This is a genomic window from Streptomyces silaceus (genome assembly GCF_001419745.1).
GTDB classification, from domain to species: Bacteria; Actinomycetota; Actinomycetes; order Streptomycetales; family Streptomycetaceae; genus Streptomyces; species Streptomyces silaceus.
This window is the reverse complement of record NZ_LIRJ01000112.1, coordinates 13820-40146: the sequence shown is the minus strand read 5'-3', so window position 1 is coordinate 40146 and position 26327 is coordinate 13820. Positions and strand designations below refer to the sequence as shown.

General features: G+C 71.3%; 24 protein-coding genes. 10 read left to right on the top strand and 14 right to left on the bottom strand.

The annotated features are described in order from the left end of the window. Positions 1 to 68 precede the first annotated feature (68 nt). Positions 69 to 2594 carry a ThuA domain-containing protein gene (locus AOK22_RS12810; RefSeq protein WP_079036525.1) on the bottom strand — a complete coding sequence of 842 codons (2526 nt, stop codon included), beginning with the start codon at positions 2592 to 2594 and terminating at the stop codon, positions 69 to 71. Positions 2595 to 2793: 199 nt separating this feature from the next. Between AOK22_RS12810 and AOK22_RS12805 the strand changes: the two genes are divergently transcribed. After that, the gene (locus tag AOK22_RS12805) at positions 2794 to 3861 is read left to right on the top strand and encodes a multicopper oxidase domain-containing protein (RefSeq protein WP_055698742.1); all 1068 of its coding nucleotides are present in this window, start codon (positions 2794 to 2796) and stop codon (positions 3859 to 3861) included. A 95-nt stretch (positions 3862 to 3956) separates the two neighbouring features. On the opposite strand, the gene AOK22_RS12800 is transcribed toward AOK22_RS12805, so the two are convergent. Next, complete coding sequence (locus AOK22_RS12800; RefSeq protein ID WP_055698741.1) at positions 3957 to 4340, bottom strand: winged helix-turn-helix transcriptional regulator; 384 nt, start codon at positions 4338 to 4340, stop codon at positions 3957 to 3959. Positions 4341 to 4432: 92 nt separating this feature from the next. Between AOK22_RS12800 and AOK22_RS12795 the strand changes: the two genes are divergently transcribed. Continuing rightward, positions 4433 to 5272 carry an NAD(P)H-binding protein gene (locus AOK22_RS12795; RefSeq protein WP_055698740.1) on the top strand — a complete coding sequence of 280 codons (840 nt, stop codon included), beginning with the start codon at positions 4433 to 4435 and terminating at the stop codon, positions 5270 to 5272. 45 nt (positions 5273 to 5317) lie between these two features. On the opposite strand, the gene AOK22_RS12790 is transcribed toward AOK22_RS12795, so the two are convergent. Continuing rightward, positions 5318 to 6799, bottom strand: a complete 1482-nt coding sequence (locus tag AOK22_RS12790; RefSeq protein ID WP_055698739.1) for a HEAT repeat domain-containing protein — start codon at positions 6797 to 6799, stop codon at positions 5318 to 5320. A gap of 142 nt (positions 6800 to 6941) precedes the next feature. Here AOK22_RS12790 and AOK22_RS12785 point away from each other — a divergent pair, with 142 nt between their 5' ends. After that, on the top strand, positions 6942 to 7988 hold the full coding sequence (locus AOK22_RS12785) for a LacI family DNA-binding transcriptional regulator (RefSeq protein ID WP_055698738.1): 1047 nt from the start codon (positions 6942 to 6944) through the stop codon (positions 7986 to 7988). Between the two features lie 69 nt (positions 7989 to 8057). On the opposite strand, the gene AOK22_RS12780 is transcribed toward AOK22_RS12785, so the two are convergent. Next, a complete protein-coding gene (locus tag AOK22_RS12780; protein WP_055698737.1) occupies positions 8058 to 9293 on the bottom strand; it encodes a glycoside hydrolase family 64 protein in 1236 nt (411 codons plus the stop codon). 279 nt (positions 9294 to 9572) lie between these two features. Here AOK22_RS12780 and AOK22_RS12775 point away from each other — a divergent pair, with 279 nt between their 5' ends. Both AOK22_RS12775 and AOK22_RS12770 read left to right on the top strand, forming a co-directional pair. Next, positions 9573 to 10376 carry a VOC family protein gene (locus AOK22_RS12775; RefSeq protein ID WP_055698736.1) on the top strand — a complete coding sequence of 268 codons (804 nt, stop codon included), beginning with the start codon at positions 9573 to 9575 and terminating at the stop codon, positions 10374 to 10376. A 241-nt stretch (positions 10377 to 10617) separates the two neighbouring features. Next, positions 10618 to 10866, top strand: a complete 249-nt coding sequence (locus AOK22_RS12770) for a WhiB family transcriptional regulator (protein ID WP_055698735.1) — start codon at positions 10618 to 10620, stop codon at positions 10864 to 10866. A gap of 91 nt (positions 10867 to 10957) precedes the next feature. Here AOK22_RS12770 and AOK22_RS12765 read toward each other — a convergent pair whose 3' ends face one another. Further along, entirely contained in the window at positions 10958 to 13429 is a 2472-nt protein-coding gene (locus AOK22_RS12765) for a hypothetical protein (RefSeq protein WP_055698734.1), read from the bottom strand. Positions 13430 to 13502: 73 nt separating this feature from the next. Further along, positions 13503 to 13958, bottom strand: coding sequence for an Lrp/AsnC family transcriptional regulator (locus AOK22_RS12760; protein ID WP_055698733.1), 456 nt, complete (start codon positions 13956 to 13958; stop codon positions 13503 to 13505). A gap of 201 nt (positions 13959 to 14159) precedes the next feature. On the opposite strand from AOK22_RS12760, the gene AOK22_RS12755 reads away from it, so the two are divergent. Together AOK22_RS12755 and AOK22_RS12750 are read left to right on the top strand one after the other, a co-directional pair. Then, the gene (locus tag AOK22_RS12755; RefSeq protein WP_244164762.1) at positions 14160 to 14828 is read left to right on the top strand and encodes an AzlC family ABC transporter permease; all 669 of its coding nucleotides are present in this window, start codon (positions 14160 to 14162) and stop codon (positions 14826 to 14828) included. Further along, positions 14821 to 15150, top strand: coding sequence for a branched-chain amino acid transporter permease (locus AOK22_RS12750; protein ID WP_055698731.1), 330 nt, complete (start codon positions 14821 to 14823; stop codon positions 15148 to 15150). The genes AOK22_RS12755 and AOK22_RS12750 overlap by 8 nt, the downstream gene beginning before the upstream one ends. Positions 15151 to 15214: 64 nt before the next feature. Here the strand turns inward: AOK22_RS12750 and AOK22_RS12745 are convergent, their stop codons facing one another. From AOK22_RS12745 to AOK22_RS12730, 4 genes are all read right to left on the bottom strand, one after another. Then, positions 15215 to 16186, bottom strand: a complete 972-nt coding sequence (locus AOK22_RS12745; RefSeq protein WP_055698730.1) for an acyl-ACP desaturase — start codon at positions 16184 to 16186, stop codon at positions 15215 to 15217. Between the two features lie 172 nt (positions 16187 to 16358). Further along, positions 16359 to 17135, bottom strand: a complete 777-nt coding sequence (gene ddaH / locus AOK22_RS12740; RefSeq protein WP_055698729.1) for a dimethylargininase — start codon at positions 17133 to 17135, stop codon at positions 16359 to 16361. Between the two features lie 65 nt (positions 17136 to 17200). Next, on the bottom strand, positions 17201 to 19504 hold the full coding sequence (locus AOK22_RS12735; RefSeq protein WP_055698728.1) for an ATP-binding cassette domain-containing protein: 2304 nt from the start codon (positions 19502 to 19504) through the stop codon (positions 17201 to 17203). Between the two features lie 10 nt (positions 19505 to 19514). After that, positions 19515 to 21158: an ABC-F family ATP-binding cassette domain-containing protein gene (locus AOK22_RS12730; RefSeq protein ID WP_055698727.1), complete on the bottom strand. Its 1644-nt coding sequence runs from the start codon at positions 21156 to 21158 to the stop codon at positions 19515 to 19517. A 294-nt stretch (positions 21159 to 21452) separates the two neighbouring features. Here AOK22_RS12730 and AOK22_RS12725 point away from each other — a divergent pair, with 294 nt between their 5' ends. Next, complete coding sequence (locus tag AOK22_RS12725; protein WP_055698726.1) at positions 21453 to 22127, top strand: GOLPH3/VPS74 family protein; 675 nt, start codon at positions 21453 to 21455, stop codon at positions 22125 to 22127. A gap of 75 nt (positions 22128 to 22202) precedes the next feature. Here the strand turns inward: AOK22_RS12725 and ssgD are convergent, their stop codons facing one another. Further along, positions 22203 to 22619 (bottom strand): spore wall synthesis regulator SsgD, encoded by a 417-nt coding sequence (gene ssgD / locus AOK22_RS12720; RefSeq protein ID WP_055698725.1) that lies wholly within the window; start codon positions 22617 to 22619, stop codon positions 22203 to 22205. A gap of 241 nt (positions 22620 to 22860) precedes the next feature. On the opposite strand from ssgD, the gene AOK22_RS12715 reads away from it, so the two are divergent. Next, positions 22861 to 23943 carry a WD40/YVTN/BNR-like repeat-containing protein gene (locus AOK22_RS12715; protein WP_055698747.1) on the top strand — a complete coding sequence of 361 codons (1083 nt, stop codon included), beginning with the start codon at positions 22861 to 22863 and terminating at the stop codon, positions 23941 to 23943. Here the strand turns inward: AOK22_RS12715 and AOK22_RS12710 are convergent. Genes AOK22_RS12710 through AOK22_RS12700 form a run of 3 tightly spaced genes read right to left on the bottom strand, consistent with a single transcriptional unit; the run spans position 23940 to position 25211 of the window. Beyond that, positions 23940 to 24239, bottom strand: a complete 300-nt coding sequence (locus AOK22_RS12710) for a YciI family protein (RefSeq protein ID WP_055698724.1) — start codon at positions 24237 to 24239, stop codon at positions 23940 to 23942. The genes AOK22_RS12715 and AOK22_RS12710 overlap by 4 nt on opposite strands. Next, complete coding sequence (locus AOK22_RS12705) at positions 24221 to 24751, bottom strand: GNAT family N-acetyltransferase (protein ID WP_055698723.1); 531 nt, start codon at positions 24749 to 24751, stop codon at positions 24221 to 24223. Before AOK22_RS12705 ends, AOK22_RS12710 begins: the two co-directional genes overlap by 19 nt. Before the next feature lie 46 nt (positions 24752 to 24797). Further along, on the bottom strand, positions 24798 to 25211 hold the full coding sequence (locus AOK22_RS12700) for an ATP-binding protein (RefSeq protein WP_055698722.1): 414 nt from the start codon (positions 25209 to 25211) through the stop codon (positions 24798 to 24800). A gap of 253 nt (positions 25212 to 25464) precedes the next feature. On the opposite strand from AOK22_RS12700, the gene AOK22_RS12695 reads away from it, so the two are divergent. Beyond that, entirely contained in the window at positions 25465 to 26313 is an 849-nt protein-coding gene (locus AOK22_RS12695; protein ID WP_055698721.1) for an RNA polymerase sigma factor SigF, read from the top strand. Positions 26314 to 26327: the final 14 nt, after the last annotated feature.

Here is a 26327-nt window from a genome sequence, read left to right as displayed (position 1 = left end):
TGTATACAGTCTTCGCTTTCTGGATCCAGTACGCGATGTACTGTCGAAAGCCTTCCAGGACGCGCGCATCATCCCGCCTTCCTCGCCAGGTCGTCGGCGGCCGGAGTCGCCGCGCCGCCCTTGTACGTCACGCGCCACAGCGCCGACTTGGAGTCCGAGGTGAAGAAGCCCCTGCCGTAGTCGAGGACGTACAGCGAGCCGTCCGGCGCGAACTTCCAGTCCATGAGGTTCTTGATGCCGTCGTTGCCGACCGGAATGATCTTCTTCAGCGACTCGGCGTGCACGGGGAGGCCTCCGCCGCCGACCGTCTTCGGGTCGGTGAGCACCGCGTGCCGCGGCTGGTCCCCGTCGTAGAAGTCCCCGACGAACCACTTGCCGTCCCAGTAGGAGGGCCACTTGTCGGCGCTCGTGTTCGCCGCGTCGTAGCGGTAGACCGGGCCGTTCATCGTGGCCTGGCCGCCGCCCTTGAGCCACGGCAGGAGCAGCTTCTGCTCCTCCGTCTTGTAGCTCGGCACGCCGTTCGCGTCGCGCGGGTAGTCGACGCCGCCGCCCTGGGGCGAGTACCAGATGGTGTTGGGCTCGGCCGGCGGGATCTTCACCAGGCCGTCGTTGTTGGGCGATTCGTTCTTGAGGTTCTTGCAGTCGTACCAGCCCAGCGGCTTCGTCGGGTCCGGCAGATTGCGGTCGCGGTAGGGCTGGTTGTTGCCCATGCAGTACGGCCAGCCGCGGTTGGAGGCGTGGGTGATCGCGGCGAACGTGTCGTACTTCGCCGGGCCCCAGGTCGTCGACGGCGTGGGGGCGTCCGGCCCGACCCACCCCGCGTACAGGGTGTCGGTCTTCTTGTCGATCGAGATGCGCGCCGGGTTCCTGACGCCCATCACGTAGATCTCGCCGCGCGTCTTGCCGCCGCCCTCGTCCGGCTCCTTGCCCGTGAAGAGGTTCCCTTCGGGGAGCGTGTACGTCCCGTCCGGCTCCGGGTGGATGCGCAGGATCTTGCCGTTGAGGTTGTTGGTGTTGCCCGCGGTGCGGCGCGCGTCGGCGAAGGAGACACCCTTGAAGTTGGGCTGCGGGTTGTTGCCCGAGTAGCCGTCCGTGAAGCCCGAGGAGTTGTTGTCACCGGTGGCGATGTAGAGGTTGTCCTTGGAGTCCCACGCCATCCCGCCGCCCGCGTGGCAGCAGCTGTGGATCTGCACCGGCCACTTCAGGAGCACCTTCTCGCTGCCCATGTCCAGCTTGTTGGTGGCCTGGTCCAGGGTGAAGCGGGAGACGTAGCGCTCCGCCATGTGCGTCTCGCGGTTGATCTTCGAGTGGGGCGTGTAGTGCAGGTACACCCAGCCGTTCTGCGCGAACTTCGGGTCGAGCTCGATGCCGAGCAGTCCCTCCTCGACCTTGATGAGCTCGTCGCCGCCGCCCTTGTTGCCGAAGATCGACAGGGCGCCCGCGAGCGTCACCTTCTTGGTCTTCGGGTCGTAGACGTGGATCTCGCCCCGGCCCTTGCCGATGTCCGGGTTGTTCCAGTCGGTGACCACCGGCCGGGAGGAGTCGGCGCCGCCGCGCCCGATGTAGAAGACACGCCCGTCGGGCGCGGTCACCAGGCCGTGCGGCTCGCCGATCTGGTCGTTCTGGCCCGGCTGGTTGGGCTGGGTGAGGCGCTCCGCCTTGTAGTTGGCGTTGATCGTCGACTTGCAGTCGGCGCGCGCGATACGGGTCGTCCACAGCAGGGCGCCGCGCAGATGGCCGCGGAAGTCCGCCTCGTCGTACGAGGCGGCCGTACCGCCCATGCCGGTGTAGAAGGACCGTCCGCCGTCGTAGTCGCGGCACCACGACACCGGGTGGTCCCACCCGTTCTTGCTGTCGCCGGGCTTGTATGTCGCCTCTCGTACACGGGCGACTGTATGCACATCACCGGAGGGGTTCTTCGTCCAGTTCAGCCACCGGTCGGGGCGCTTCCACTGGAGGGGCAGGTCCTTGGTCGCCGGGTTCTGGCGGTCGCCGACCTCGACGGTGGCCCGCTGGACGTCCGTCGGGCTGGAGTCCGCGGGCCGGGCGCCGATCAGGCCGGTGAACCAGCTGGAGTACGGCTCGGCGCGGGCCGCGTCGTGGATGCCGAGGAAGCCGCCGCCGGCCTCCATGTAGGCCTCCAGGCCCGCCTCCTGCTCGGCGTCGAGGACATCGCCGCCGCCGGTCAGGAAGGTCACGGCGTTGAACTTGCCGAGCTTCGCCTCGTTCGTGAACACGGACGGGTCGTCCGTCGCCTCGATCCTGAACCGCTGGGCGGCCGGGCCTGACTGGCCGATCTTCTCGATGGCCTCGATGCCGGCGTTGACGACGGGGGACTCCTCGCCGCCGGCCGCCGAGCCGTGGAAGACCAGCACCTTGACGTTGGCGCCGCCGGGCGGCGACGGGAGAGACATCGTTGTCAACGGCGGGTCCGGGTAGGGCCGCGCCGAGGCGGCCTGGGCGGACAGCGCGCCCGTGACCAGGGCCCCGGACAGCAGGGCGGCCGCCCAGGCCCGGTGCGAACGGTTCGGTCTGCGTCGAGTTCTGCTCAACCCTTGTAGGCCCAAGGGTCGTTGATGCGGTGTGCGCCGCATGAGTACACCCACCCCTCGTCGGTCACAGCAACAGCGCCGACGAAGCTAGACCTCTTTCCGCAACTCGCCAATAGGTATCACCGCGATAACGCAAACTTTGTCCTGCGTGTGGATAAACGAAGATCCCGCCGATACCGTGTGGCCGTCCCCGGGGCCTCCTGCGCCCCGTCAGTCTCCGTACCGCAGTGGGGAGTTCGGCATGGACAGACGGAGCTTCAACCGGAGGATGCTGGTCGGCGGCGCGGCCGCCGCGGCGGGGGTGACATCGTTGTCGCTCGCCAACGCGCCCGAGGCCAGCACCGCCGAGGCGCCGCCGAGGACGGCGCCCGCGGGCGGCGAGGTCAAGCGGATCAAGATGTATGCGGAGAAGCTCCCCGACGGGCAGATGGGGTACGGCCTGGAGAAGGGCAAGGCCTCCATCCCGGGCCCGCTGATCGAGCTGAACGAGGGCGACACCCTGCACATCGAGTTCGAGAACGCGATGGACGTGGACGCCAGCCTGCACGTCCACGGCATGGACTACGAGATCTCCAGCGACGGCACCCGGCACACCAAGAGCCATGTCGAGCCGGGCGGCAGGCGCACGTACACCTGGCGCACGCACGCCCCCGGCCGCCGCAAGGACGGCACCTGGCGCCCCGGCACCGCGGGCTACTGGCACTACCACGACCACGTGGTCGGCACGGACCACGGCACCGGCGGCGTACGGAAGGGGCTCTACGGCGCGTTGATCGTGCGGCGCAAGGGCGACCTGCTGCCGGACAAGACCTTCACCGTCGTCTTCAACGACATGACGATCAACAACAAGGCGGGCCACGACAGTCCCGCCTTCGAGGCCACCGTGGGCGACCGGGTCGAGTTCGTGTCGATCACGCACGGCGAGTACTACCACACGTTCCATGTGCACGGTCATCGCTGGGCGGACAACCGCACGGGCATGCTGACCGGCCCCGACGACCCGAGCCAGATCCTCGACGACAAGATCACGGGACCCGGCGACTCCTTCGGCTTCCAGGTCATCGCGGGAGAGGGCGTGGGCGCCGGGGCCTGGATGTACCACTGCCATGTCCAGAGCCACTCGGACATGGGCATGGCGGGCCTGTTCCTGGTGAAGAAGGCCGACGGGACGATCCCGGACTACGAGCCGCACCATGCGGGGGCGGCCACGAAGAAGGGCTCGGGAGGCGCCGAGGAGTCCAAGGGTTCCGGTGACTCCAAGGGCGCGGAGAAGCCGGAGTCAGGGGCGTCGGGGCACGATCACCACTAGGGGCGCGGTCCGTGGATCCGTCGATGGACGTGCCGGGCCGGCACGTCCATCGACGGTGTCGGCCTCGAAGGCGTGCCCGGCTTCGAGGCCGACCGCTACCGCGCCGTCTGTTCCGTGCCGCGCGGCGGCAGTTGGCGGGTGATCCGGTCGAACAGGTCGGTCAGCGGCCGGCCGATGTCCTGCCCGAACTCGGTCAGCCCATAGGTGACCTGGGGCGGCGTCGTCGGCTCGACCTCCCGCCAGACCAGGCCGTCCTGGACCAGCGCGCGCAGGGTCTGGGCGAGCATCTTCTCGCTGATGCCCCGGATGCTGTCGCGCAGCTCGTAGAACCGAAGGTCGTTGCTCCGCAAGGAGATCAGCACCCAGACGCCCCACCTGCTGGTCACGTGGTCGACCACGTCACGCGCGGGGCAGTCGGTGTGAAACACCTCATACCGGGGGCTCGCCTCGGCCTGCTTCAGCTGCGCGCCTTCCGTCATGTCCGGAGCTTACCTCTGGGTATGTTCTTACAAAAAGTAAGCCCGGTTCCTAGCTTCAACTTCCGCAGCACACAACGGACCAGGAGCTGGAAATGATCGTGGTGACCGGAGCTACCGGAAATGTGGGACGGCCTCTGACGCAGGCACTCGCCGAGGCGGGCGAGCAGGTGACAGCGGTGTCGCGGCACGCGGCGGCCGTGCCGGACGGGGTCCGGCACGTGGCGGCCGACCTGGCCGAACCGGCACGCCTCGCAGACGCGTTGGACGGGGCGAAGGCACTCTTCCTCCTGCTCTCCGGCGACCTGCACGCACCCGGGGCCCGGCCGGCCGACCTCATCGGCCTGGCCGCGGCCGCCGGGGTCCGCAGGGTCGTCCTGCTGTCCTCGCAGGGCGTGGCGACCCGGCCGCTCGGCCCGTCGCGGGTCGCGATGCGCGCGGTGGAGGACGCGTTGCGGGAGTCCGGCATGGACTGGGCCCTCGTGCGACCGGGCGGCTTCGCCTCCAACGCCCTGGCCTGGGCGGAGTCCGTCCGCACGCAAGGAACGGTCGCCGCGCCCTTCGGCGACGTCGGGGTGCCGGTCGTCGACCCGGCGGACATCGCCGGGGTCGCGGCGGCCTGCCTGCTGGAGGACCGGCACGCCGGAGGGGTGTACGAGCTGACCGGGCCGGAGGTGATCACACCGCGTCAGCAGGCGGAGGCGATCGCCGCCGCGCTCGGCTCGCCGGTACGGTTCCACGAACTCACCCGCGACGAGGCCAGGGCCGCGATGACCCGGTTCGTGCCGGCGGAACTCGCCGACGACACCCTGGACATCATCGCCGCCCCGAACCCGGCCGAACTGCGGATCAGCCCGGACGTGGAACGCGTCCTCGGCCGCGCCCCGCGCCCCTTCGACGACTGGGTCGCCCGCAACATCGCCGCCTTCCGCTGAGGCGCCACCCGACGGACGCGCCGGTGAGCCGCGCGGACCCTCGGCTCACCGGCCCCCGGCGCGCAGCTGACGCAGCAGTCCGGAGAGCATCTCGGCCCGCTCCTCCGCGTCGGGAAAGCCGTCGGCGGGGCCGCCGCGGTCCGCCCAGCCGGACGCCTCCAGGCTCTCCAGCCGCTCGACGAGACGGGGGCGCAGGTCGTCGGGGACGTGGACGTCGTCGTTCGCGGACGCGTGGGCGAGGCCCGACACGAACTGCCAGTGCACGTCGGGCGACTCGAACTCGTGGAGGAGGCGGTCGTACGCGTCGGGCACGCCACGGCCGAGCGCGTCCCCGACGGCGATCGCGCGCAGCTCGGGATCCGGCGCGTCGAGGTGGCGCTCCAGGGCGTCGGCGGCTGCCAGGGCGTTGCGCTCCTCGGCGTACGGGAGGTTGGCGAGGGACGCGGCGGCGGCCAGCCGCACCTCCTCGTCCTCGTCGCGCTCCACCCGCTCGGCGAGCGCGTCCACGGCCGCGCGCTCCGCGGTGGAGCCCGCGGCCATCGGGTGGAGTCCGTCGGCGGCGGCCCTGCGCACGCCGGCGTCGGCGTGCCGCAGCCCGTCGAGGAACAGCGGGAGCGGTGGCTCGGCCAGGGGCGCGTGCACGTGGAGGTAGTCGTAGCAGGACAGCGCATCGCGCAGGACGGGGGCGTCCGGCTCGCCCGCGACCAGGCGGTCCAGCGTCGCGCGCACGCGGTCGTAGCGGAGCGCGCCGTTGAACAGCAGCAGATCCGAGAGCGCCTCCATCCCGAGGGCCACCCGCTCCGGGTCCTCGTCGGCGCACAGCGCCAGCGCCTCGTCGACCAGCAGGGCGACCCGCGCGCGCTCCGTCCCGGAGTCCTCCTCGGCCGGCCGCGCGAGGTGGACGAGGGCGTCGGTGCGCTCCGTGCCGCCCGGCGCCAGCTTCAGCGCCTCGGCGAGGCCGGAGCGCATCCCGGACCGCACCCGGTCCGCCTCCTCCGGAGACAGCGGTTCGTTGCGGCGCAGGACGGCCGAGGCCAGCATCACCGCGAGGTCGAACGCCAGCTCGCGCTCGAAGGCGTCCGGCCGCCCGAGCCCGGCGAGGCCCTGCGCGCTCCAGCCGTGCCCGCGCAGCGCCGCGAGCCGCTCGCGCATGTCGTCGTGCATGTCCTCGCCGGCGTCCCGCGGGGCGGGGCTCCAGCCGAGTTCCGTCATGAAGGCGGTCCAGGCGCGCAGGAAGCCCTCGGGGTCGTCGAGATGCCCGGCGACGATCCGTTCCGCGCGCTCGCGCAGGGCGGTGTCGCGGCGCAGCGTCACGGCGAAGCCGTCCACCACCGTCTCGTGGAAGTCGTCCGTCCACGGCTCGCGCGCCACGGCGCGCGCCAGCTCGGGCAGCGCCCACTCCAGGTCGGCGGACTCCGCGGCCTCGGTCGCCGCCGTGGCGCGGACGCCCGCGTCCGGGTCCCGCAGGGCCGCCGCCAGCCGCTCGTGGAGTTCGGCCTGCTTGCGCTCTCTCCGCTTCTTGAACATGGGGGCAGCGTATGTGTCACGGGTACGGGACACGCGACCCTCTGCGGGAGCCCCCTCTATGGAGAACCCGCCCTCGCCGAGCCGCCGGAGGGCCTCGTACGGAAGGATGCCTCCTGACATCGTCAGGGAGGAGTGAGCGAAGGTGACCGAGGAACCGCGTCCCACCCTGGAAGCCGTGGCCGCCCGGGCCGGGGTCTCCAGGGCCACCGTCTCCCGTGTGGTCAACGGTGACCCGGGTGTACGGGAGGTGCTCGCCGAGAAGGTGAGACGCGCGGTCGACGAGCTCGGCTACGTCCCCAACCGCGCCGCCCGCAGCCTGGTGACCCGGCGCCACGACGCGGTCGCCGTGGTGATCGCGGAGCCGGAGACGAGGGTCTTCGCGGATCCGTTCTTCGCGCTGCAACTGCGGGGGATCAGCAAGGAGCTGACGGCGCACGACGTCCAGCTGGTGCTGCTGCTCACCGAGGGGCGGGACGACCACGAGCGGGTGGGCCGCTATCTCGCGGGCGGCCATGTCGACGGCGCGCTCGTCTTCTCGCTGCACCTGGACGACCCGCTGCCCGGCATCATCGGCAGGGCGGGGGTGCCGACGGTGTTCGGCGGCCGGCCCGGCTGGGCGGACGCCCGGGCGGCGCGGCCACTGGACCCCGGCGATCCCGTCGCCCCGTACGTCGACTGCGACAACCGCGGCGGGGCGCGCGAAGCGGTGCGTCACCTGGTGGGACTCGGCCGGGGCCGGGTCGCGCACATCACCGGCCCCCTCGACCAGACCTCGGCGGTCGACCGGCTGGACGGCTTCCGCGACGTGCTGGCCGATGCGGACCCGCGGCTGATCGCCGAGGGCGACTTCACCCCGGCGGGCGGCGAGCGCGCGATGCGGGAACTCCTCGACAGGGTCCCGGATGTGGACGCCGTGTTCGCCGCCAACGACCTGTCCGCCGCCGGCGCCCTGCGCGTGCTGCGCGAGCACGGCAGGAGGGTGCCGGACGACGTGGCGGTGGTCGGCTTCGACGACATGCTGCCGGTGGCCGAACAGGCCGACCCGCCTCTGACGACGGTCCGTCAGGACATCGAGGAGATGGGCCGGTTGATGGCCCGCATGCTCCTGCGCGGCAGAGGCGGGGCGGCGGATCCAGAGCCCTCCCCGGTGGTCCTGCCGACGGCCCTGGTGCGCAGGGCCTCGGCGTAACGGGTCTGGACCACCGGGTTCTCCGAGGGCACGACTTCTCTGAAGCCTACGGACCCACGTTCCCGCAGGCTACGACCCCACGCTCACCGTGAACCGCCGGGGGTTCCCGTCGTGCGCCGCGCCGGAGACGTCCGGCTGGCCGTCGGGCCGCACGTCGTCGTACGGGAACGCGTACCCGATGGGCGAGTTGGCGTGGACCACCCGCGACCAGTGGTTGGTCACCGCGTCGCGGTAGTAGTCGTCCGACGTGGCGCCGTTCGGCTGCTCGGGGTGCGTGAGCATGATGCTGCGGTTGAAGCCGGCGGCGAGGCGGGCGAGGAGGCCCTTCTTGTCGTCGGGGTCGCCGGGGTTGTTGGCGAAGGGGCCGTGGTTGCAGGTGAAGATGTCCTTCGACGTGGGCTTGGTGAAGGAGTGGCCGCCGTTGAACGTCAGTACGTCGCCGCTGACGCGCCCGGTGAACACGCCGCGGCCGCCCTGCAGGTCGATCTTGAGGTCCGTGGAGCGGTACTTGTCCCACACCTGGTCGATGTAGCCGTTCCACACGTCGCGGAAGGGCATCTGGTCGGGCTTGTCGAAGTACGGGGCCATGAGGTTCTGCGGCGAGATGACCCGCAGGACGCCGCCGTCGCCCCGGATGACCAGGTCGTCCCATGGCTGGCCGTCCTTGGCCGCCTGCGCCGCGAGGTCCGCGGCGATCTTGTCGACGGCGCCGTCGGGCAGCGGGGCGACGGTGTGGTTGCCGTCGCCCTCCAGGGACAGGCCGATGGGGAGCGCGGTGACCAGGTCGACGTAGCTGATGTTGGCGTAGAGCTGCTGCGGGTTGAAGGTGAACTCGCAGAACGACCAGGTGCGGCCGTAGTTGGGGTCCTCGGGCGTCGCGAAGGCGGGCTCGACCAGCGAGGGGCCGGGGTTGAGGAAGAAGTCCAGCTTGTCGTCGCGCACGAAGTAGACGCGGGCGCCGTACATCTGGGGCAGCGTCAGGACCTTGGGGGCCGAACCGGCCGCGCCGAGCGGGATGGCGCAGTCGACGGGCAGCGGGGTCTGCGGCGCGGAGGGGGAGTCGGGGCGGTAGACGCCGCCGTCGGGCTTGAGCAGCACCCAGCGGTCGGTGCCCTGCTCGTGCCCGGTGACGTAGGCGTGCACCTGGCCCGGGAGCGACTTGTTCGCGAGGGCCAGCTCGCAGGTGGCGGGCGCGGCCTTGCCGCCCGCGCGGGCGCTGGGGCTCAGGGCGCTGCCCCAGACGGGGTAGGTGAGGGCGCCCGCCGCGCCGGCGGCTGAGGTCAGGAACATTCGACGCGATATCACGGAAGGTCTCCTGCGCGGTCGTGAGTGTGTGGGGGGACGTGGTGACAAGAGGTGTGCGGGGGAGGTGCGTACAGGGGTTGGGGGGACTCGTGCGGGTGGTGCACCACTGTCGTGGCGGGCGCGAGGGGCGTCAAGAGTTGTGACTGAGAGCGCTCTCAGAAATGTTGTGCGTTCATGAAATGACGAGGTCGTCGGCGTGTGGCGGCATGGCGGGCGGATTGTCAGTGGCGGGTGCCAGACTCGGAGATACGGAAGAGAGATGCGACAAAGGAGTCGATCATGCTCAATACCCGTTTCCTGACGGGCGCCCCGGTCTGGGTGGACATGTGCGCCCCCGACCTGGCCGACGTCAGCGGCTTCTACCGCGACCTGTTCGGCTGGGAGCTCGAGCCCGGCGGCGCGGACGTGGGGGGCTACAGCCGGTTCCAGCTGTCCGGCAGGACCGCGGCGGGCGCGATGGCCATGCCGGCGGAGGAGGCCGCGCCGTCCTGGACGCTCTACTTCCGCACGCCGGACGTCGACGCCACGGTGAAGGCGGTCGAGCAGGCCGGCGGCGGAGCCCTCTTTGAGCCGGTGGACATCCGTGACCTCGGCCGCATGGCGGGCCTCACCGACTCCTCCGGAGTGCCGTTCTCCGTGTGGCAGCAGGGCGAGCTCAAGGGCCTCGACGTGGTCAACGAACCGGGCAGCCTGGTCTGGACGGAGCTCTACACCGCGGACGTCCCCCGGGCCGCCGCGTTCTACGGCTCCGTGTTCGGCTGGGGCACCTCAGAGACCCCCTTCCCCGGCGGCAGCTACACCATGGTGCATCCGGCGGACGGCACCGAGGACGACATGTTCGGCGGCATGGTGCCGCTCGCGAGCGACCCCTCGGAGGCGGGCGAGGGGGCGTACTGGCTCCCGTACTTCCAGGTGGCGGACTGCGACGAGGCGGTGGCCAGGGCCCGGCGGGGCGGGGGCACGGTGCGGATGGAGCCGATCTCGATGCAGGGCGTGGGACGCTTCGCCAAGCTCGCCGACCCGGCGGGCGCGCGGTTCGCGGTGCTGCAGCCGTCGCCTCCCGGCGAGGAGATGGAGGGGTAGGCCGCGGGCCGGGGCGCGCGGGGCGTTTCGCGGCGGGGCCCGCGGGGCAACCCTCATCGGGGCCGAGGAGAGCGGCGCCCCGGCGCGGGGAAGCGTCGGATGTCCCGGCGCGCCGATGAGCATCGGACCCTCGGGAAGGGCAAGGTGTCGAGCACCGCGCGTGCCGTCGCGAAACACCGGCCAAACGGTTGTTGATCGTTTGTTGATCGCTTGTTTCGCGCGGTGGGGCAGCATCTGCTGCATGCAGATCGACATGACAGCCGAGCCCGAACTCGCCTGGCAGGAGCAGGCGCTGTGCGCCCAGACCGGAGCCGACTTCTTCTTCCCCGAGCCCGGTAGCTCGGTGCGCGAAGCGAAGTTCATCTGCCAGCTCTGCGAGATGCGCTCGGCCTGCCTGGAGTACGCACTCGCCAACGACGAGCGGTTCGGCGTCTGGGGCGGCCTCTCCGAGAAGGAGCGGTACGCCCTCAGACGGGAACCGCGCGCCTGACCCGCGCAACCGACCACGTCCGTACCCGTACGCGTCCGACCTCGTCCGCGCCCGGCCACCCCAGCGGTGACCGGGCGCGGACGAGCGCGTGTCAGGCGTACGTCACCCTGAACCGCCGCGCCCCGGCGGGGACCTGGACGTCGTCGCCGGTGACCGGCAGGTCCCGCCCGTCCACCGACACGGAGCGCACCGGCCCGAAGCGGCACGGATAGACGTAGCGCACCCGTTCCGGGGCCTCGCCGATCTCCACCGTCACGGTCCGCCGGTCCGCGTCATGGGTGAGCCGGTAGCCGAAGGGGGCACCGAAGAGCGTCGGCGCCGACTCCACGGCCACCGTGTCCCCGTCCGGCACCCAGTGCGGACGCACGCCCGGCGCGATGTACAGATGCGGATCCCGGTCCTCGTCCGCCTCGAAGAGCAGGATGTCGCGGATCAGGAGCAGATACTCGGCGGCCGCCCAGCCGTGCGGGATGTCGCCCATGTACCAGGGGCGGGAGGGCACTTCGCGGAAGTCGGAGGCGATGGAGAAGGCGTGCTGCTCGTTCCACGCGCCGAGCGCGACCGCCCGCTCCTGCGTCCTCGGGAAGGACGCCCCGACGGTCCAGCCGAGCAGCGCGTCCATCCGCACCGGATCGCCCGCCAGCAGACAGGCGTGCGCCAACTGCGTCGTGAGATAGGGGCCGTAGGCGTTCCAGGCCGCCTCGTGCCGGTAGCCGCCGGACACGAAATGGGCGTACATGGTGTCGAGCGTGAAGCGTGCCGCCCGGTCGATGTCCGCGCCCAGCTTGCTGCCCATGTGCAGCCGCAGCGGATGGAAGAACGCCGCCGTGCCGATCATCGTCGAGTCCAGCCGTCCGACATCGGCGGGACCGGTCGGGATGTACGTCTCCCAGGCGCCGCGACGGCGTTGCTCCGCGAGGACCCAGCGCACCGAGGCGGCCGTGGCCCGCCGCACGTCGTCGAAGGCCGCCCAGAGCTCGGGCGCGTCGGGCGAGCCGATGCGCTCCGCGAGCCGCGCCGCCTCGTAGAGCCCGGCGACCGCCCACAGGTCGTCCCAGTAGTGCGGTTTGTCGCTCTCGCCCAGGTGCTCGGCGCTCCATCCGCTGTGCAGCAGCCCGTACTGATCGCGGTTGTCGCGCAGCCACCGGGCGCCGTCGACCACGTACGGCTGGTACAGCTTCGCGCCGAACGCCGCGCCGCGGCCCTTCGTGCGGTCGAAGCGGCCGATCGCCCACAGCGCCTGGCCGTTGCTGTCCCACTCGTGGGCGTCCCGCTCGTGCGGCCCGCCGAAGAAGCCGTACTCGGCGCACGGCCCGATCCGGCCCGTGCCGCGGTTGAACCTGAGCGGGTAGTGCGTGCCCAGCTGGTGCTCGGCGAGCGCCTGGTCGCCCACCAGCGAGCAGGCCGTGGCCTCGACGGACGAGTCGCGGATCCAGAACGAGTCGTAGACCGTCGGCCCCGGATGGATCTCACCGCCGTCGGAGAGGATCAGGAGCTGCGAGCGGGCCTCGCGGAACAGGTCCGTCAAGTGCGTCACCGGCCACGGCAGTTCCGGCTGCACGCCCTGGCCGAGGAGTTTGGTCGTCCAGAACTGACGGTTCCGCTCCTCCAGCTCGGCGGCGGGCGTCGCCCTGATCTCCGCCAGGTCGGCGGCCCCGCTGTACAGATCGACGGGCAGCCGTACGTCCACCTCGAACATCTCGTCGTCGACGACCCGGAAGGGCCAGGCGAACACCGCGCTGCACAGGCCGGCGACCTGGTCCTGCGCCTGGCGGGCACCGTTCAGCTTGCCGCCCATGACCAGGTCGTGGAACGGACTGTGGGCCAGGTAGCTGTCCGGGTCCCGGCTGAACTCGGGGTTGCCGTACACGCCGTACTGCTCGGGAGGCGTGTCGAACACCGGGCCCCAGCCGCTGTTCGTCTCCACGCGGTTCTCCTCCGGCAGATGCCGCAGGAAGGTCAGCCTGCGGTCGGTGATCCGCCGGCCGTCGCGGTCGTGGCGCTGGAAGCCGCTCGGCCCCGCGGGCATGACCGCCGCGCACAGCCAGCCCTGACGCGGCTGGCCGGTCGCGGTGCCCACCGTCAGCCGGGTGACCACCAGGTCGCGCTGCCGCGCCCCGATCGCCGTCGCGAAGGTGCGCTGCACGAACTCGATGCCGTCCGGAGTGCGGAAGTCGGTGAGGACCACCGGCAGATGCGGCGCCTCCATGCGCTGCCCGACCGAGCCGCCCTCGATCAGCTGCGGCAGGTGCAGGGCGCCCGTCACCGGGTCGTAGAGGAAGAAGGACAGGCAGTACTTGTCGTAGACCGGCTCGATCTCGCCGGCCTGGCCGATCAGGGACTCCTGGCGGTGGTCCTTCACGCCCACCATGTGCCAGTAGCGGTACAGGGCGTTGGAGGCCAGGGCGGCCTCCTTCGATTCGTACGTCCCGGAGTCGAAGTCGTCGCTCCAGCGCCGGAAGGCCTGCTGCGTCCACCACGGAACGGGGTAGGGCACCTGCGCCCGGCCCGCCCAGCTGCGCCACATGACCTCGTAGAACATCCACTCATGGGTCTGCGCCATGGGTTCACCCCTGGTGCCCACAGTCGCACCGCGGAGGGATTCCGTAAATCGGGGACTCCGTCGGGGTTCGCCGTCAGGGGCCCTTGATCGTCTTCATGGTCAGGTGGGAGTCGACGCGGAGCACGCAGGGCAGACCGGTGAGCTTGCCGGTGAGGAAGGCCTCGTAGGCGGCGTGGTCGGCGACCGCGGCGCGGATGAAGTAGTCGGGGCGGCCGAACATCCGCCGGACCTCGACGACTTCCTCGTACGAGGCCACGACCTCCTCGAACTCCAGGTACGTCTTGCGGTCGTTCGCGCTGACCTCGACGTCGATGAGGACTTCGAGCCCGCGGCCGAGGGCGCCGTGGTCGATCACGGCGCGGTATCCGGAGATGACGCCGGCGTCCTCCAGGCGCTTGACCCGGCGCAGGCACGGGGGCGCGGTCAGGCCGACGCGCTTGGCCAGTTCGACGTTGGTCAGACGGCCGTCCTGGCGGAGGTGAAACAAAATTTCACGGTCCACGGAGTCCAGGCGGATTTCATTGCTCATGGAGCGATGATACGGCCACTATAGGCAACCAAATAAGGTGCGATTCGGCATAATGTTTCGGGTATGCGTATACCGCCTTCCGTCGTCGGCGATCCTCCCGTCTCCTCCTCTGCCTCTTCTCCCGCACCTGCTTCCGTTCCTGCTTGCCGTGCTTCCGCCCCAGCCCTCGATGTCGGCTCCCGTCCCAGGTCGGAGGCGGTGGTGGCCTTCAAGGAGTCCGCCTCGGTGGGGCTGGCCTTCATTCCGCTCGGGCTCGCCTTCGGGGCGCTCGTCACCCAGTCCGGCCTCGACTGGTGGTGGGCGGGCCTGTCCGCGGCCCTCGTCTTCGCGGGATCGTTCGAGTTCCTGCTCATCGGCCTCGTCGCCGCAGCGGCCCCGCTGTTCTCCATCGCCGCGACCGCCTTCATGGTGAACGTCCGGCACGTCTTCTACTCGCTCTCCTTCCCGCTGGACCGCGTCGGCGGCGCCCTGGGCAAGGGGTACTCCACCTTCGCGCTGACCGACGAGGCGTACGCCTTGACCTCGGGAGAGAGGGGGCGCTCCTGGCCGGGGCAGCGCATCCTGTGGGTGCAGGGACTCCTGCATCTGTACTGGGCGGGCAGCGCGGTCGCCGGAGCGCTGCTCGGCTCGCTCATCCCGGAGTCCGTCACGGGCCTCGACTTCGCCCTGACCGCCCTGTTCGCCGTCCTCGCCCTGGAGGCCTGCCGGGATCTGCGCGGCGACCTGCCCACCCCCGTGATCGCCCTGCTCAGCGCCCTGTTCGCCCGGCTCCTGTTCCCCGGCGAACTGCTCCTGGCCGCCTTCGCCCTGTTCACCGTCGGCCTGCTGGCCCGCCACGTCACGACCGGAAGAACGCCGCACCATGCCTGACGCCCGCTACGCCGTCGCCGCGGTCCTCGTCACCGCCGCCGTGACCTGGGCCCTGCGCGCCCTGCCCTTCGCCGCCCTCGCCCCCCTGCGCGAGAGCGCCACCGTCCAGTACCTCAGCACCCGCATGCCCGCCGGCGTCATGGTGATCCTGGTCGTCTACTGCCTGCGCGACCTGCCGCTCACGCAACCGCGCGCCCTGGCACCGCTGGTGGCCCTGGCCGTGACCGTCGGCCTCCATCTGTGGCGCCGCAACGCGCTGTTGAGCATCCTCGGCGGCACGGCCGTCCACGTGGCCCTGGCCAGCGCGGTCTTCGCCGCCTGAGGCCGAGCCCCACCTGGTCCCGGGGGGAGGGGGGCAGGGCGCCCCCCGATCCCACCGGCGGCGGTCAGCCGCGCCGCGCCGCCATCCGCGCCTTGCGCGCGGCCAGCTTCTCGTCGAACTTCGACGCCTCCGCGTCGAGCCCGCCCATGTAGAAGCCCAGCTCCTCCTGGGCCTGGCGGCCCTCGGCGCCGAGCCCGTCGATCTCCATGATCTTCAGGAAGCGCAGCACGGGCTGCAGCACGTCGTCGTGGTGGATCCGCAGGTTGTAGACCTCGCCGATCGCCATCTGCGCGGCGGCCCGCTCGAAGCCCGGCATGCCGTGGCCCGGCATCCGGAAGTTGACCACCACGTCGCGCACGGCCTGCATCGTCAGGTCGGGCGCGAGCTCGAAGGCGGACTTGAGGAGGTTGCGATAGAAGACCATGTGGAGGTTCTCGTCGGTCGCGATGCGCGCCAGCATGCGGTCGCAGACCGGGTCGCCCGACTGATGGCCGGTGTTGCGGTGCGAGATGCGGGTCGCCAGCTCCTGGAAGGCGACGTAGGCGACCGAGTGCAGCATCGAGTGGCGGTTGTCCGACTCGAAGCCCTCGCTCATGTGCGCCATCCGGAAGCGCTCCAGCTCGTCCGGGTCGACGGCGCGCGAGGCCAGCAGGTAGTCGCGCATCACGATGCCGTGCCGGCCCTCCTCCGCCGTCCAGCGGTGCACCCAGGTGCCCCAGGCGCCGTCGCGGCCGAAGAGGCTGGCGATCTCGTGGTGATAGCTGGGGAGGTTGTCCTCGGTCAGCAGGTTGACCACCAAGGCGATGCGCCCGATGTCCGTGACCGGCGACTGGCCCTTCTCCCAGGCCTCGCCGTCCTCGAACTGGCCGGGGAAGTTGCGGGCGTCGGTGAACGGCACGTACTCGTGCGGCATCCAGTCCTTCGCCACCTTCAGATGGCGGTTCAGCTCGCGCTCGACGACTTCCTCCAGCGCGTACAGCAGGCGGGCGTCGGTCCAGCTGTCCGCGCTGCCGAGGTGGGGAGAGGTGATCGTCACGGGGGCTCCAGAGGGGGGACGGGCCAGAGGGTTACGGAGGTGCGTACGGGCAGTGCGAGCGGTGCACTACCTACGGTGTCGTAGGTTACGTTGCCGTAGGTTAAACCCGCCGTAAAGGGCCCGGCATCCCGGGTCCCGGCCGGCCCCTGTGCAACTGGGGCCTCATTGCTGGTCAGTCGTGCAGTTCACGGAGTCGGACTGAGAGGCACGTCACACACCCTTCGAGCTTCTCGAACTCGCTGATATCAACCTGAATCGGGTCGTATCCCAGATCGGCGAACAGCTCCGCGCTCTTCGGTGCGGCGGCCGACATCAGCAGTCTCGATCCGCCCAGCAGCACCACGTGCCCGCCCGCCTCCTCCGGTACGGGAAGGAAACGGGGGAAGAGGGCCGGGCTGTCGACCAGCGGCCCGTACCCGACGACCGTCCCGTCGGGCAGCGCCGTCACCGCGGACTTCAGGTGCAGCACCCGCGACACGGGCACCGCGACGACGCGCGCCCCGAGGGGCTCGAAGACGGCCCGCAGCTGCCGCACCCCCTCCGCGTTGGTCCGGCCGCCCCGGCCCACGTAGATCGTGTCGCCGACCTTGAGGACGTCGCCGCCGTCGAGGGTGCCCGGCTCCCACACCCAGTTGACCGAGCAGCCGAGCCGGGCCACCGCCTCCTCGACGCCCGGCGTCTCGCCGCGCCGGGGCAGGGCACCCGGCCGGGCGATCAGCGCCACATTGCGGAAGACGACCACCGCGTCCTCCACGAAGACCGCGTCGGGGCACTCGTCCGCCGGTTCCACCTCGAAGGTCTGCCAGCCGTGCGCGTCCAGTGCCGCGACGTACGTCTCCCACTGGCGCAGCGCGAGGCCGACGTCCACCGGCGTGCGTTCCAGGTGGGTGACCAGCCCCTCGGCGAGGCGCGGTCCCGGGCGGCGGATCAGGGCCTTCTTGCTGGGCACGGCTGGCTCTCCTCACGCGGGCGGACGGGCTGCCGCGCCCCGACCGGGCGCGGCGGTGCCGCACATCATGCAGCGCGCGCCCGCCCCTCGCCCAGAGCGCCTCGCAGATGCTCCGCCGTGAAGGACCTTTCGGCCCGCAGGAGCTGCGCGGGCGTGCCCTCGAAGACGACGCGTCCGCCGTGCTTGCCGCCGTCGGGGCCGAGGTCGATCACCCAGTCCGCGTGCTTGACGACGTCGAGGTTGTGCTCGACGACGAGCACCGTGTTGCCCGCGTCGACCAGCCGGTCGAGCATCGCGAGCAGCCCGTCGACGTCCGCCATGTGCAGGCCGGTGGTCGGCTCGTCCAGGACGTACGTCGTGCCCGTCCGGTGCAACTGCGTGGCCAGCTTGATGCGTTGGCGCTCGCCGCCGGAGAGCGTGCTCAGCGGCTGTCCGAGCGTGAGGTAGGTGAGCCCCACGTCGCGCAGGGCGCGCAGCCGGCGGCGTACCGCGTCGTCGCCGAGGTGCTCGAAGTACGCCAGCGCCTGCTCGGCCGTCATCTCCAGGACGTCCACGACGGACTTCCCGTCGACGGTCAGCCGCAGCACCTCGTCCTTGAAGCGGCGCCCCTCGCACGCCTCGCACGTCGTGGTCACCGGATCCATGAACGCCAGGTCGCTGTAGATGATCCCGCGTCCCTGGCAACGCTCGCACGCGCCGTGCGAGTTGAAGCTGAACAGGCTCGCCTTCGTCCCGGTCTCCCGCGCGAAGAGCCTGCGCACCGTGTCCATGATCCCGAGGTACGTCGCCGGGGTCGAGCGGCCCGAGATGCCGATGGACGACTGGTCGACGACCACGGCGTCCGGATGCGCCTCGGTGAACGCCTTCGACACCAGCGTGCTCTTGCCGGAGCCCGCGACGCCGGTGACGGCCGTGAGCACCCCGGTCGGCACGCGCACGCTGACGTTCTTCAGGTTGTGCAGGTCGGCGCCCTCGATCCAGTGACCGCCGGTCGGCGTCCGCGGGTGCTCCTTGATGCCGGTGGCGCGGCGCAGGTGGCGGCCGGTGAGGGTGTCGGCGCGCCGCAGCTCGTCCGGCGTGCCCTCGAAGACGACCAGGCCGCCGCCCGTCCCGGCCCGGGGGCCCATGTCGACGACGTGGTCGGCCACGGCGATCACGTCCGGGTCGTGCTCGACGACCAGGACGGTGTTGCCCTTGTCGCGCAGCCGGAGCAGCAGATCGTTCAGGCGCCCCACGTCACGCGGGTGCAGCCCCACGCTCGGCTCGTCGAAGATGTACGTCATGCCGGTGAGGCTGGAGCCGAGATGGCGCACCATCTTCAGGCGCTGGCCCTCGCCGCCCGAGAGCGTGGACGTCTCGCGGTCCAGGCTGAGATAGCCGAGGCCGATCGCCTCGATCCGCTCCAGGGCCGCCACGGCCGCCTGCGCGACCGGGCCCGCGACCGCGTCGTGGACACGGCCCAACTCCTCGATGAGGTCGCTGACTTCCATGCGGGTGCAGTCGGCGATGCCCAGGCCGTTGACGCGGGTGGCGAGCGCCGCCGCGTTGAGCCGGGCCCCGTGGCAGGACGGGCAGGAACCCTCGTCCAGGAACGCCTGCACCATGTCGCGGGTCTTCTGGGAGAGCGTGGACAGGTCGCGGTTGAGGTAGAGCCGCTCGAAGCGGTCGGCGAGGCCCTCGTAGTCGATGTCGCGGGCGCCGCCCGTGTTGTCGACGTTGACCTTCTTCCGGTCCCGGCTCCCGCGCAGCAGGAACTGCCGTTCCTCGGCGGTGAATTCACCGACCGGCTTGTGCGTGTCGAGGTCGGTCGTGTTCGTGTACGTCTGCCCCTGCCAGGTCCCCACGGCGAACGGCGGGAAGAGGATCGCGCCGTCCGCCAGGGACTTCGCCGGGTCGATGATGCGGCCGTAGTCGGGCCGTACCGTGCGGCCCAGGCCGTCGCACTCCGGGCACATGCCCGACGGGTCGTTGAACGAGTACGCCGTCGCCGGGCCGGCGCTCGGCGTGCCGTGCCGCGAGAACAGCACCCTGATCACGGAGTAGATGTCCGTCATCGTGCCCACGGTGGAGCGGGAGTGGCCGCCGATCGGCCGCTGGTCGACCACGATCGCGGGCGAGAGCTCCTCGATGGTGTCCGCGTGCGGCCGCTCGTACTTCGGCAGCCGGTTGCGGACGAACCACGTGAAGGTCTCGTTCAGCTGGCGCTGCGACTCGACCGCGATCGTGTCGAAGACGACCGACGACTTCCCGGACCCGGACACCCCGGTGAAGACCGTGAGACGGCCCTTCGGGATGCGCAGATCCACTTCCCTCAGGTTGTTCTCACGGGCTCCGGCGATGGTGATGAATGCGTGCGTCTCCTGGTGCATGCACGCGAAGCTAGTCGGAATACCCGACAGCTTCTGTCTTCTTTTCCTGGGTGATCTCCCGCAGTTCCCCGTCCAGGAGCAGCCACCGCGTGATGCCGATGGACTCCAGGAACGGTACGTCGTGACTGGCCACGATCAGCGCGCCCTGGTACGACTCCAGGGCCGTCGAGAGCTGCTTCACGCTCGCCATGTCGAGGTTGTTGGTCGGTTCGTCGAGCATGAGGAGCTGGGGCGCCGGCTCCGCGAGGAGCAGCGCCGCGAGCGCCGCCCGGAACCGCTCCCCGCCCGACAGGGTCCCGGCCTTCTGGTCGGCCTTGGCCCCCTTGAACAGGAAGCGGGCCAGACGCGCCCGGACGCGGTTGTTGGTCGCGTCGGGCGCGTGCGCCGCCACGTTCTCGGCGACGCTCAGCCCGTCGTCGAGCACGTCCAGGCGCTGCGGCAGGAACCGCGTCGGGACGTGCGTCAGCGCCTCGCCGGAGACCGCTTCCAGCTCACCGGAGATGGTGCGCAGGAGCGTGGTCTTGCCCGCGCCGTTGCGGCCGATCAGCGCGATCCGCTCGGGCCCGCGCAGTTCGAACTCGCCCTTCACACGGGCGCCGTAGCGCAGTTCGAGACCGCTCAGGGTCAGGACGGTGCGCCCCGGATGGACCAGGGTGCGCGGCAGGTCGACGCGGATCTCGTCGTCGTCCCGCACCGCCTCGACGGCGTCGTCCAGGCGCTCCTTCGCCTCGGCGAGCTTCTCCTGGTGCATGATGCGGTGCTTGCCGGCCGACTCCTGCGCGGCCCGCTTGCGCGCGCCCACGAGGATCTTCGGCAGGCTGCCGCTGTCCTGGATCTTCTGGCCGTACCGCTTGCGGCGGGCGAGCTTCACCTGGGCGTCGGCCAGATCGCGCTTCTGCCTGCGCAGATCGGACTCGGCGACGCGCACCATGCGCTCCGCCGCCTCCTGCTCGGTGGCGAGCGCCGCTTCGTACGCGCTGAAGTTCCCGCCGTACCACCGCACCTCGCCCTCGTGCAGATCGGCGATCTGGTCGACGAGCTCCAGGAGTTCACGGTCGTGGCTGACCACGACCAGGACCCCGGACCACGCCTCGACGGCCGCGTACAGGCGCCGACGGGCGTACAGGTCGAGGTTGTTGGTGGGTTCGTCGAGCAGCAGGACGTCCGGCCGGCGCAGCAGCAGCGCGGCCAGGCGCAGCAGCACCGACTCGCCGCCCGACACCTCGCCCGTGGTGCGGTCCAGGCCGATGTGGCCGAGCCCGAGCTCGTCGAGGGTGACGCGGGCGCGCTCCTCGACGTCCCAGTCGTCGCCGACGGCGGCGAAGTGCTCCTCGCGCACGTCGCCCGCCTCGATGGCGTGCAGGGCGGCGCGCGTCGCGGTGATGCCGAGCACGTCCTCGACCCGGGCACCGGTGTCGAGCGTGACGTTCTGCGGCAGATAGCCGACCTCGCCGACGACGCGCACGGCGCCCTCGGTGGGCGTCAGCTCGCCGGCGACGAGCTTCAGCAGGGTGGACTTCCCCGAGCCGTTGGTGCCGATGAGCCCGGTCCTGCCGGGACCGAAGGCCACCTGGAGGCCGTCGAAGACGCCGGTGCCGTCGGCCCAGGCGAAGGAGAGCGACGTACAGGTGAGAGAGGTGGGGGTAGGAGACATACGGGCCTCGCGGTTGCGTGAGTCGAGCGTGGTCAGGGGCAACGCGTTCGAGACACCGCGGCGGTGGAGAGGCCGGGAGAAGAAGGAAGGCCTGTGCCGGGGGACGGGACGGCTCGGATGCCGAGGTCGCACAACGGCGTGCACGACAGCGAAAGCTGCGTGACGCGGTGTCTCATGACCTCAGACGAGCAACGTCCTTCTCCTATCGACGGCAACAGAACCGCTGTACACCGTACGAAGGCCCCAGGTGCGTGTCAACGTTTTATCGTCCGGCCCACCGGCCGAGGAGGCGCCGTGCACTTCGGAACGCTGTCCCTGCCCGCCAAGCTCTTCCTGCTCGCCTACCACCCGGACAAGGGCAGATTCACCGGCGGACCCGACCTGCACCTCGTGGTCCGCGCCGGGGCGCTCACGGAGCTGGCGCAGCGCGGCCTGCTGCGCGAGTCGGGCGGCACCGTCGCACCGGCCGTGGGCGCGCGCACCGGCGACACGGTCCTGGACGGCCTGCTCGAAGCGGTCGAGCGCTCCCGCCCGCGCAAGTGGCGCGGCTGGCTGACGTACCGCTCCCGCGCCACCCTGAGCGCGGTCCGCGACCAGCTGACCGCCCACGGCTATCTGCGCGCCGAGCGCAGGCGCGCCCTCGGTGTCTTTCCCACCCGGCACTGGGAGCTGGAGCGCACGGGATACGCGGAGGCCCTGCACGCGGAGGTGCTCGCCGTGCTGCGGGGACCGCAGCCGGTCGAGGAGGTCGGTGAGCGCGAGGCGGCGCTCGTCGTGTGCGCGGCCACCGGGAAGCTGCGCCCGGTCGTCACCGGCAGGGACCGCAGGCGTCACAAGGACAGGCTGGAGGAGCTGACCGACCGCAGCGCGGGCGGGTCGCCGGAGCTGCGGGAGCTGATGCGCCACCTCCGCAAGGCACTGGCCACGGCGATCGCGTCGGCGGAGGTCGCGCGCTCCGGGGGCGGCTGAGAGCCGCGGGGGCGTGACAGGGAAGCCGGTGAGGGAGAGGGAGGGCCCTCGGGGGCTTCCCTCAGCGGGCTTCTCTCAGCAGGCGTCCCGCATCAGCTCGGCCAGGTCCTGGTCCAGGTCGACGTGGCGGAACTCCTGGCCGAGGGGCACGAGCGCCGTCGTGCGGTGCAGGAAGCGGCGCAGGTCGCCGGTGCGGACGTGGACGATCGCGGTGCCCTCGGGCGCGTGGAACTCCACGACCGTGCGGTCGAAGCCGTACGGGCGCACGCGCACGTCGCCGTCGCCCGCCGGGCGCTCGACGCCCTGGGTCAGCAGTTCGCGGGCGAAGGTCCAGTAGACCTCGATGCCCTCGAGGGTCGCCGGCGCGGGGAAGCTCATCCGCACGGCGAAAGGATCCCGCAGGTCGTAGTGGAGCGAGGCGGGAATGGTCGGCATCCGCGGCGCGGCGGCGACGAGGCGGGCCTCTACGGCTTGCTCGATGACGGTGGACAACGCCTGCTCCCTCACTGACTGCTGGACGACTGGGGTTCGGCACCTGGATAGACGACGGAATGACGAGATCCGTGCACACGGAGAGCGGGTGAGAGCGAGTGACCTCTGTCACCGCGACACCGTGGCGGCCCGCGCGGTTCCCGTCGCTCACCGCACGGGGGACGCCTTCCGGCCATCTGGACGAGGCCCGGCGGGTCGGCTAGCTTCGCCCGCCATGAGGGGCATGGGGAAGACGAAGTCGATGAGGCGCACGGTACTGGCGGGACTGTGCGGCGCGGCGCTCGCGGGGGCCGTCCTCGCGGCGCCGGGGACCGCGCAGGCGGACGGCCGCGGACACCCGTCGAAGGGGGCGCCACGCTGGCAGCTCAAGGACAGCGGCACCGACGCGCGCTTCCGCGGTCTCGCCGCCGTCAGCGGTCGGACGGCCTGGGTGGCGGGAACCAAGGGGACGGTGTTGCGTACGACCGACGGCGGCGAGACCTGGCGCGATGTCTCCCCACCGGGCGCCGCCGATCTGGAGTTCCGCGATGTGGAGGCCTTCGACGGCCGCCGCGCGGTGGTCCTCGCCATCGGCGAGGGCGAGGCGTCCCGGGTGCTGCGCACCGAGGACGGCGGGGCGACCTGGACGGAGTCCTTCCGCAACACCGACGCCAAGGCCTTCTACGACTGCATGACCTTCTTCGACCGCCGCCACGGCCTGGCGATGAGCGACCCCGTCGACGGCAAGTACCGCATCCTGTCCACCGCCGACGGCGGCCGGTCCTGGAAGGTGCTGCCGAACGCCGGCATGCCCGCCGCCCAGGAGGGCGAGGCGGCCTTCGCGGCGAGCGGCCAGTGCCTGGTGAGCTCGGGGCCGCGCGACGTGTGGCTGGCCACCGGCGGGGCGGCCCGCGCGCGCGTCCTGCACTCCGCCGACCGCGGTCTGACCTGGACGGCCACCGACGCCCCGATCCCGGCGGGCGATCCGGCCCGTGGCGTCTTCGGGCTGGCCTTCCGCGACCGCGCCCACGGCATCGCCGTCGGCGGCGACTACCGCGCCGACCAGGCCTCGCCGAAGGCGGCGGCGGTCACCCGCGACGGCGGCCGCACCTGGGACCCCGCCGCCCGCCCGCCACCGGCCTACCGCTCGGGCGTGACGTGGTTCCCGCACAGCCGCGGCACGGCCCTCGCGGTCGGCCCCACGGGCACGGACGTCACGACGGACGGCGGCAGGACCTGGCGCACGGTCGATACGGGTTCGTACGACACCGTCGACTGCGCCCGGGACCGGGGCTGCTGGGCATCCGGCGAGAAGGGCAGGATCGCCCGCCTGGAGCCGCGCTAGGCGGGCAGCTGCTCGCGGTAGGCGGCGAGCTCCGGGGCCGTCTTCGTCGCGAAGAACTCGGTGACGCGGTACGCGCACACCCCGGCGACCGTGAACGGGTCCGCGGCGGTGATCTCCTCGATCCGCGCACGGTCGTCCGCGACGGCGATGATCACGCCGCCGTCGCGCGGGTTCTTGCGCCCGGAGGCGATGAAGACGCCGGCCTCGTACTGCGCGTCGAGCCAGGCCACGTGCGCTGCGAGGTGCTCGTCGACGGCGGCGACCGGCGCGGTGTAGGTCAATTCGAGAATGAACATGATCGCGAGGCTACCCGGCGGCCCGAACGGGCCGCCGGCCAGGCGTCCGTCCGGGGCGGGCGCACCATGAAGACGTCGACCGGGTCCTCCGTCTCCACCGTGAATCCGTGCCGCTCGTACAGCCGCCGGGCGGAGCTGCCCTGGAGGACGTCGAGGCGGACGGCCGCCCCCTCGGCGTCGGTGCGCTCCAGGAGCGAGCCGAGGACGGCCGAGCCGAGGCCGCGCCCCTGCGCCCGCGGGTCGAGGTAGAAGTGTTCGAGCCAGTGGCCGTCCTCGCCGGGCCGCAGGGTGACGGATCCCGTGAAGGCGCCGTCGCTCTCGATCACGGACGTGTGCTCGGCCGAGAAGGAGTCCCGCAGCCGCTGCCGCACCCGGTGCGGGTCGAACCGCCCGAGCCGTTCGAGGTCCGGCCGCATCACGATCGCGCGCAGTTCCGCGATGGCCTCTCTGTCCGCCGTCCTCGCGGAGCGCAGGGTCCATGCCAGGGGCGGAGTACCGCAGTCCGGATTCATGGACGGAGTGTCGCCGCCCGGAGGGCGCGGCCGGACACCGGGGGCGCTACCTCGCGAGTTCCGCCCGGATGGTCTTGCTGGTCGCGTCAAAGGTGACGCTCACGGCCCTGGCCAGGTTCTGGACCATGGGCCAGCCGAACCCGCCCGTACCGCCCTCCAGATCGGGAGCGCGCTCCCGGGGCGGCCGTGGGTCCGCGTCGGAGACGGCGATCGTGATGCCGTCGGTGCGGGCCTGAAGCTGCAGGGAGCACAGGGCTCCGCGGGCATGGCGCACCACGTTGGTGATGAGCTCGGAGACGACGAGTTCGATGGTCGCGGCGGCCTGGTCGCCGACGGCCGGGGTGAGTCCGGCCACGAAGTCACGGGTGAGGTCCCGCGCGTCCGTGACGGATTCTGGCTTCTTGTCGAAGGTGGCCGTCTCCGGCGGTGCGGTGTCGAGCGGTGCGTGCGGTGTCCGCATCAGCCTCCTCCTTCTCGTGCGTCGGTACGGCAATAGCAGGTGAGGGCCGTACGAGAGGATCTCTTGCCCGAAAATGGCGGGTTCAACGCCTTTGACGCGGGCGAACCGCGAGACTGTACGAACGTCCCGGCCAGATCGTGGAGTTGTGCGATCGACTGACATGAAGTGATCACTTCGGGGTAGTCGCGGTTCACCGGAGCCGTTCCACCGGCGTTCCGGAGGACGCGCAGAGCCGGCCGACAAGGAGGGCAACATGACGATGGTGACGGGAACACGGGCAAGCACCGGGAGCGAGACGCTGCCGGAGATCACCGCGCCGCGGACCATGACCCCGCAGGACGCCCGGGACCTGTCGAGGGTGTTCTTCGACCGCCTCGCCTCGCTGGAGGAGGGCACGGCCGAGTACCAGTACGCGCGCAACACCCTGATCGAGATGAACATGTCCCTCGTGCGGTACGCGGCCGGGCGCTTCCGGCACCGCGCCGACGAGATGGAGGACATCGTCCAGGTCGGCATGATCGGTCTGATCAAGGCCATCGACCGCTTCGAGCTGTCCCGTGACACCCAGTTCGCGACGTTCGCGGTGCCCTACATCACGGGGGAGATCAAGCGCTTCTTCCGCGACACGTCCTGGGCCGTGCATGTGCCCCGGCGCCTCCAGGAGGCCCGGGTGGAACTCGCCAAGGCCACCGAGGAGCTCAGCACCAGACTCGGCCGGGCCCCGCGGGTCGCGGAGCTGGCCGCCCTGATGAACCTGGACGAGGACGAGGTGGTCGAGGCCCAGGTCGCCGCCAACGGCTACAACTCCACCTCCCTGGACGCCTCCGTCCACGGCGACCCCGACGAGGGCGAGGCGGCCCTCGCGGACTTCATCGGCGAGGAGGACCCGGCCCTCGAACTGGTCGAGGACTTCCACACCCTGGCGCCCCTGCTCGCCGAACTGGGCGACCGCGACCGTCGGATCCTCCACCTGCGGTTCGTCGACGAGCTGACGCAGGCGCAGATCGGCGAACGCCTGGGCGTCTCGCAGATGCACGTCTCACGGCTGCTGGCCCGCACCCTGGAGCGCCTGCGCGCGGGCATGCTCACCCCCGCCGGCTGACCTGCGCTCATGCC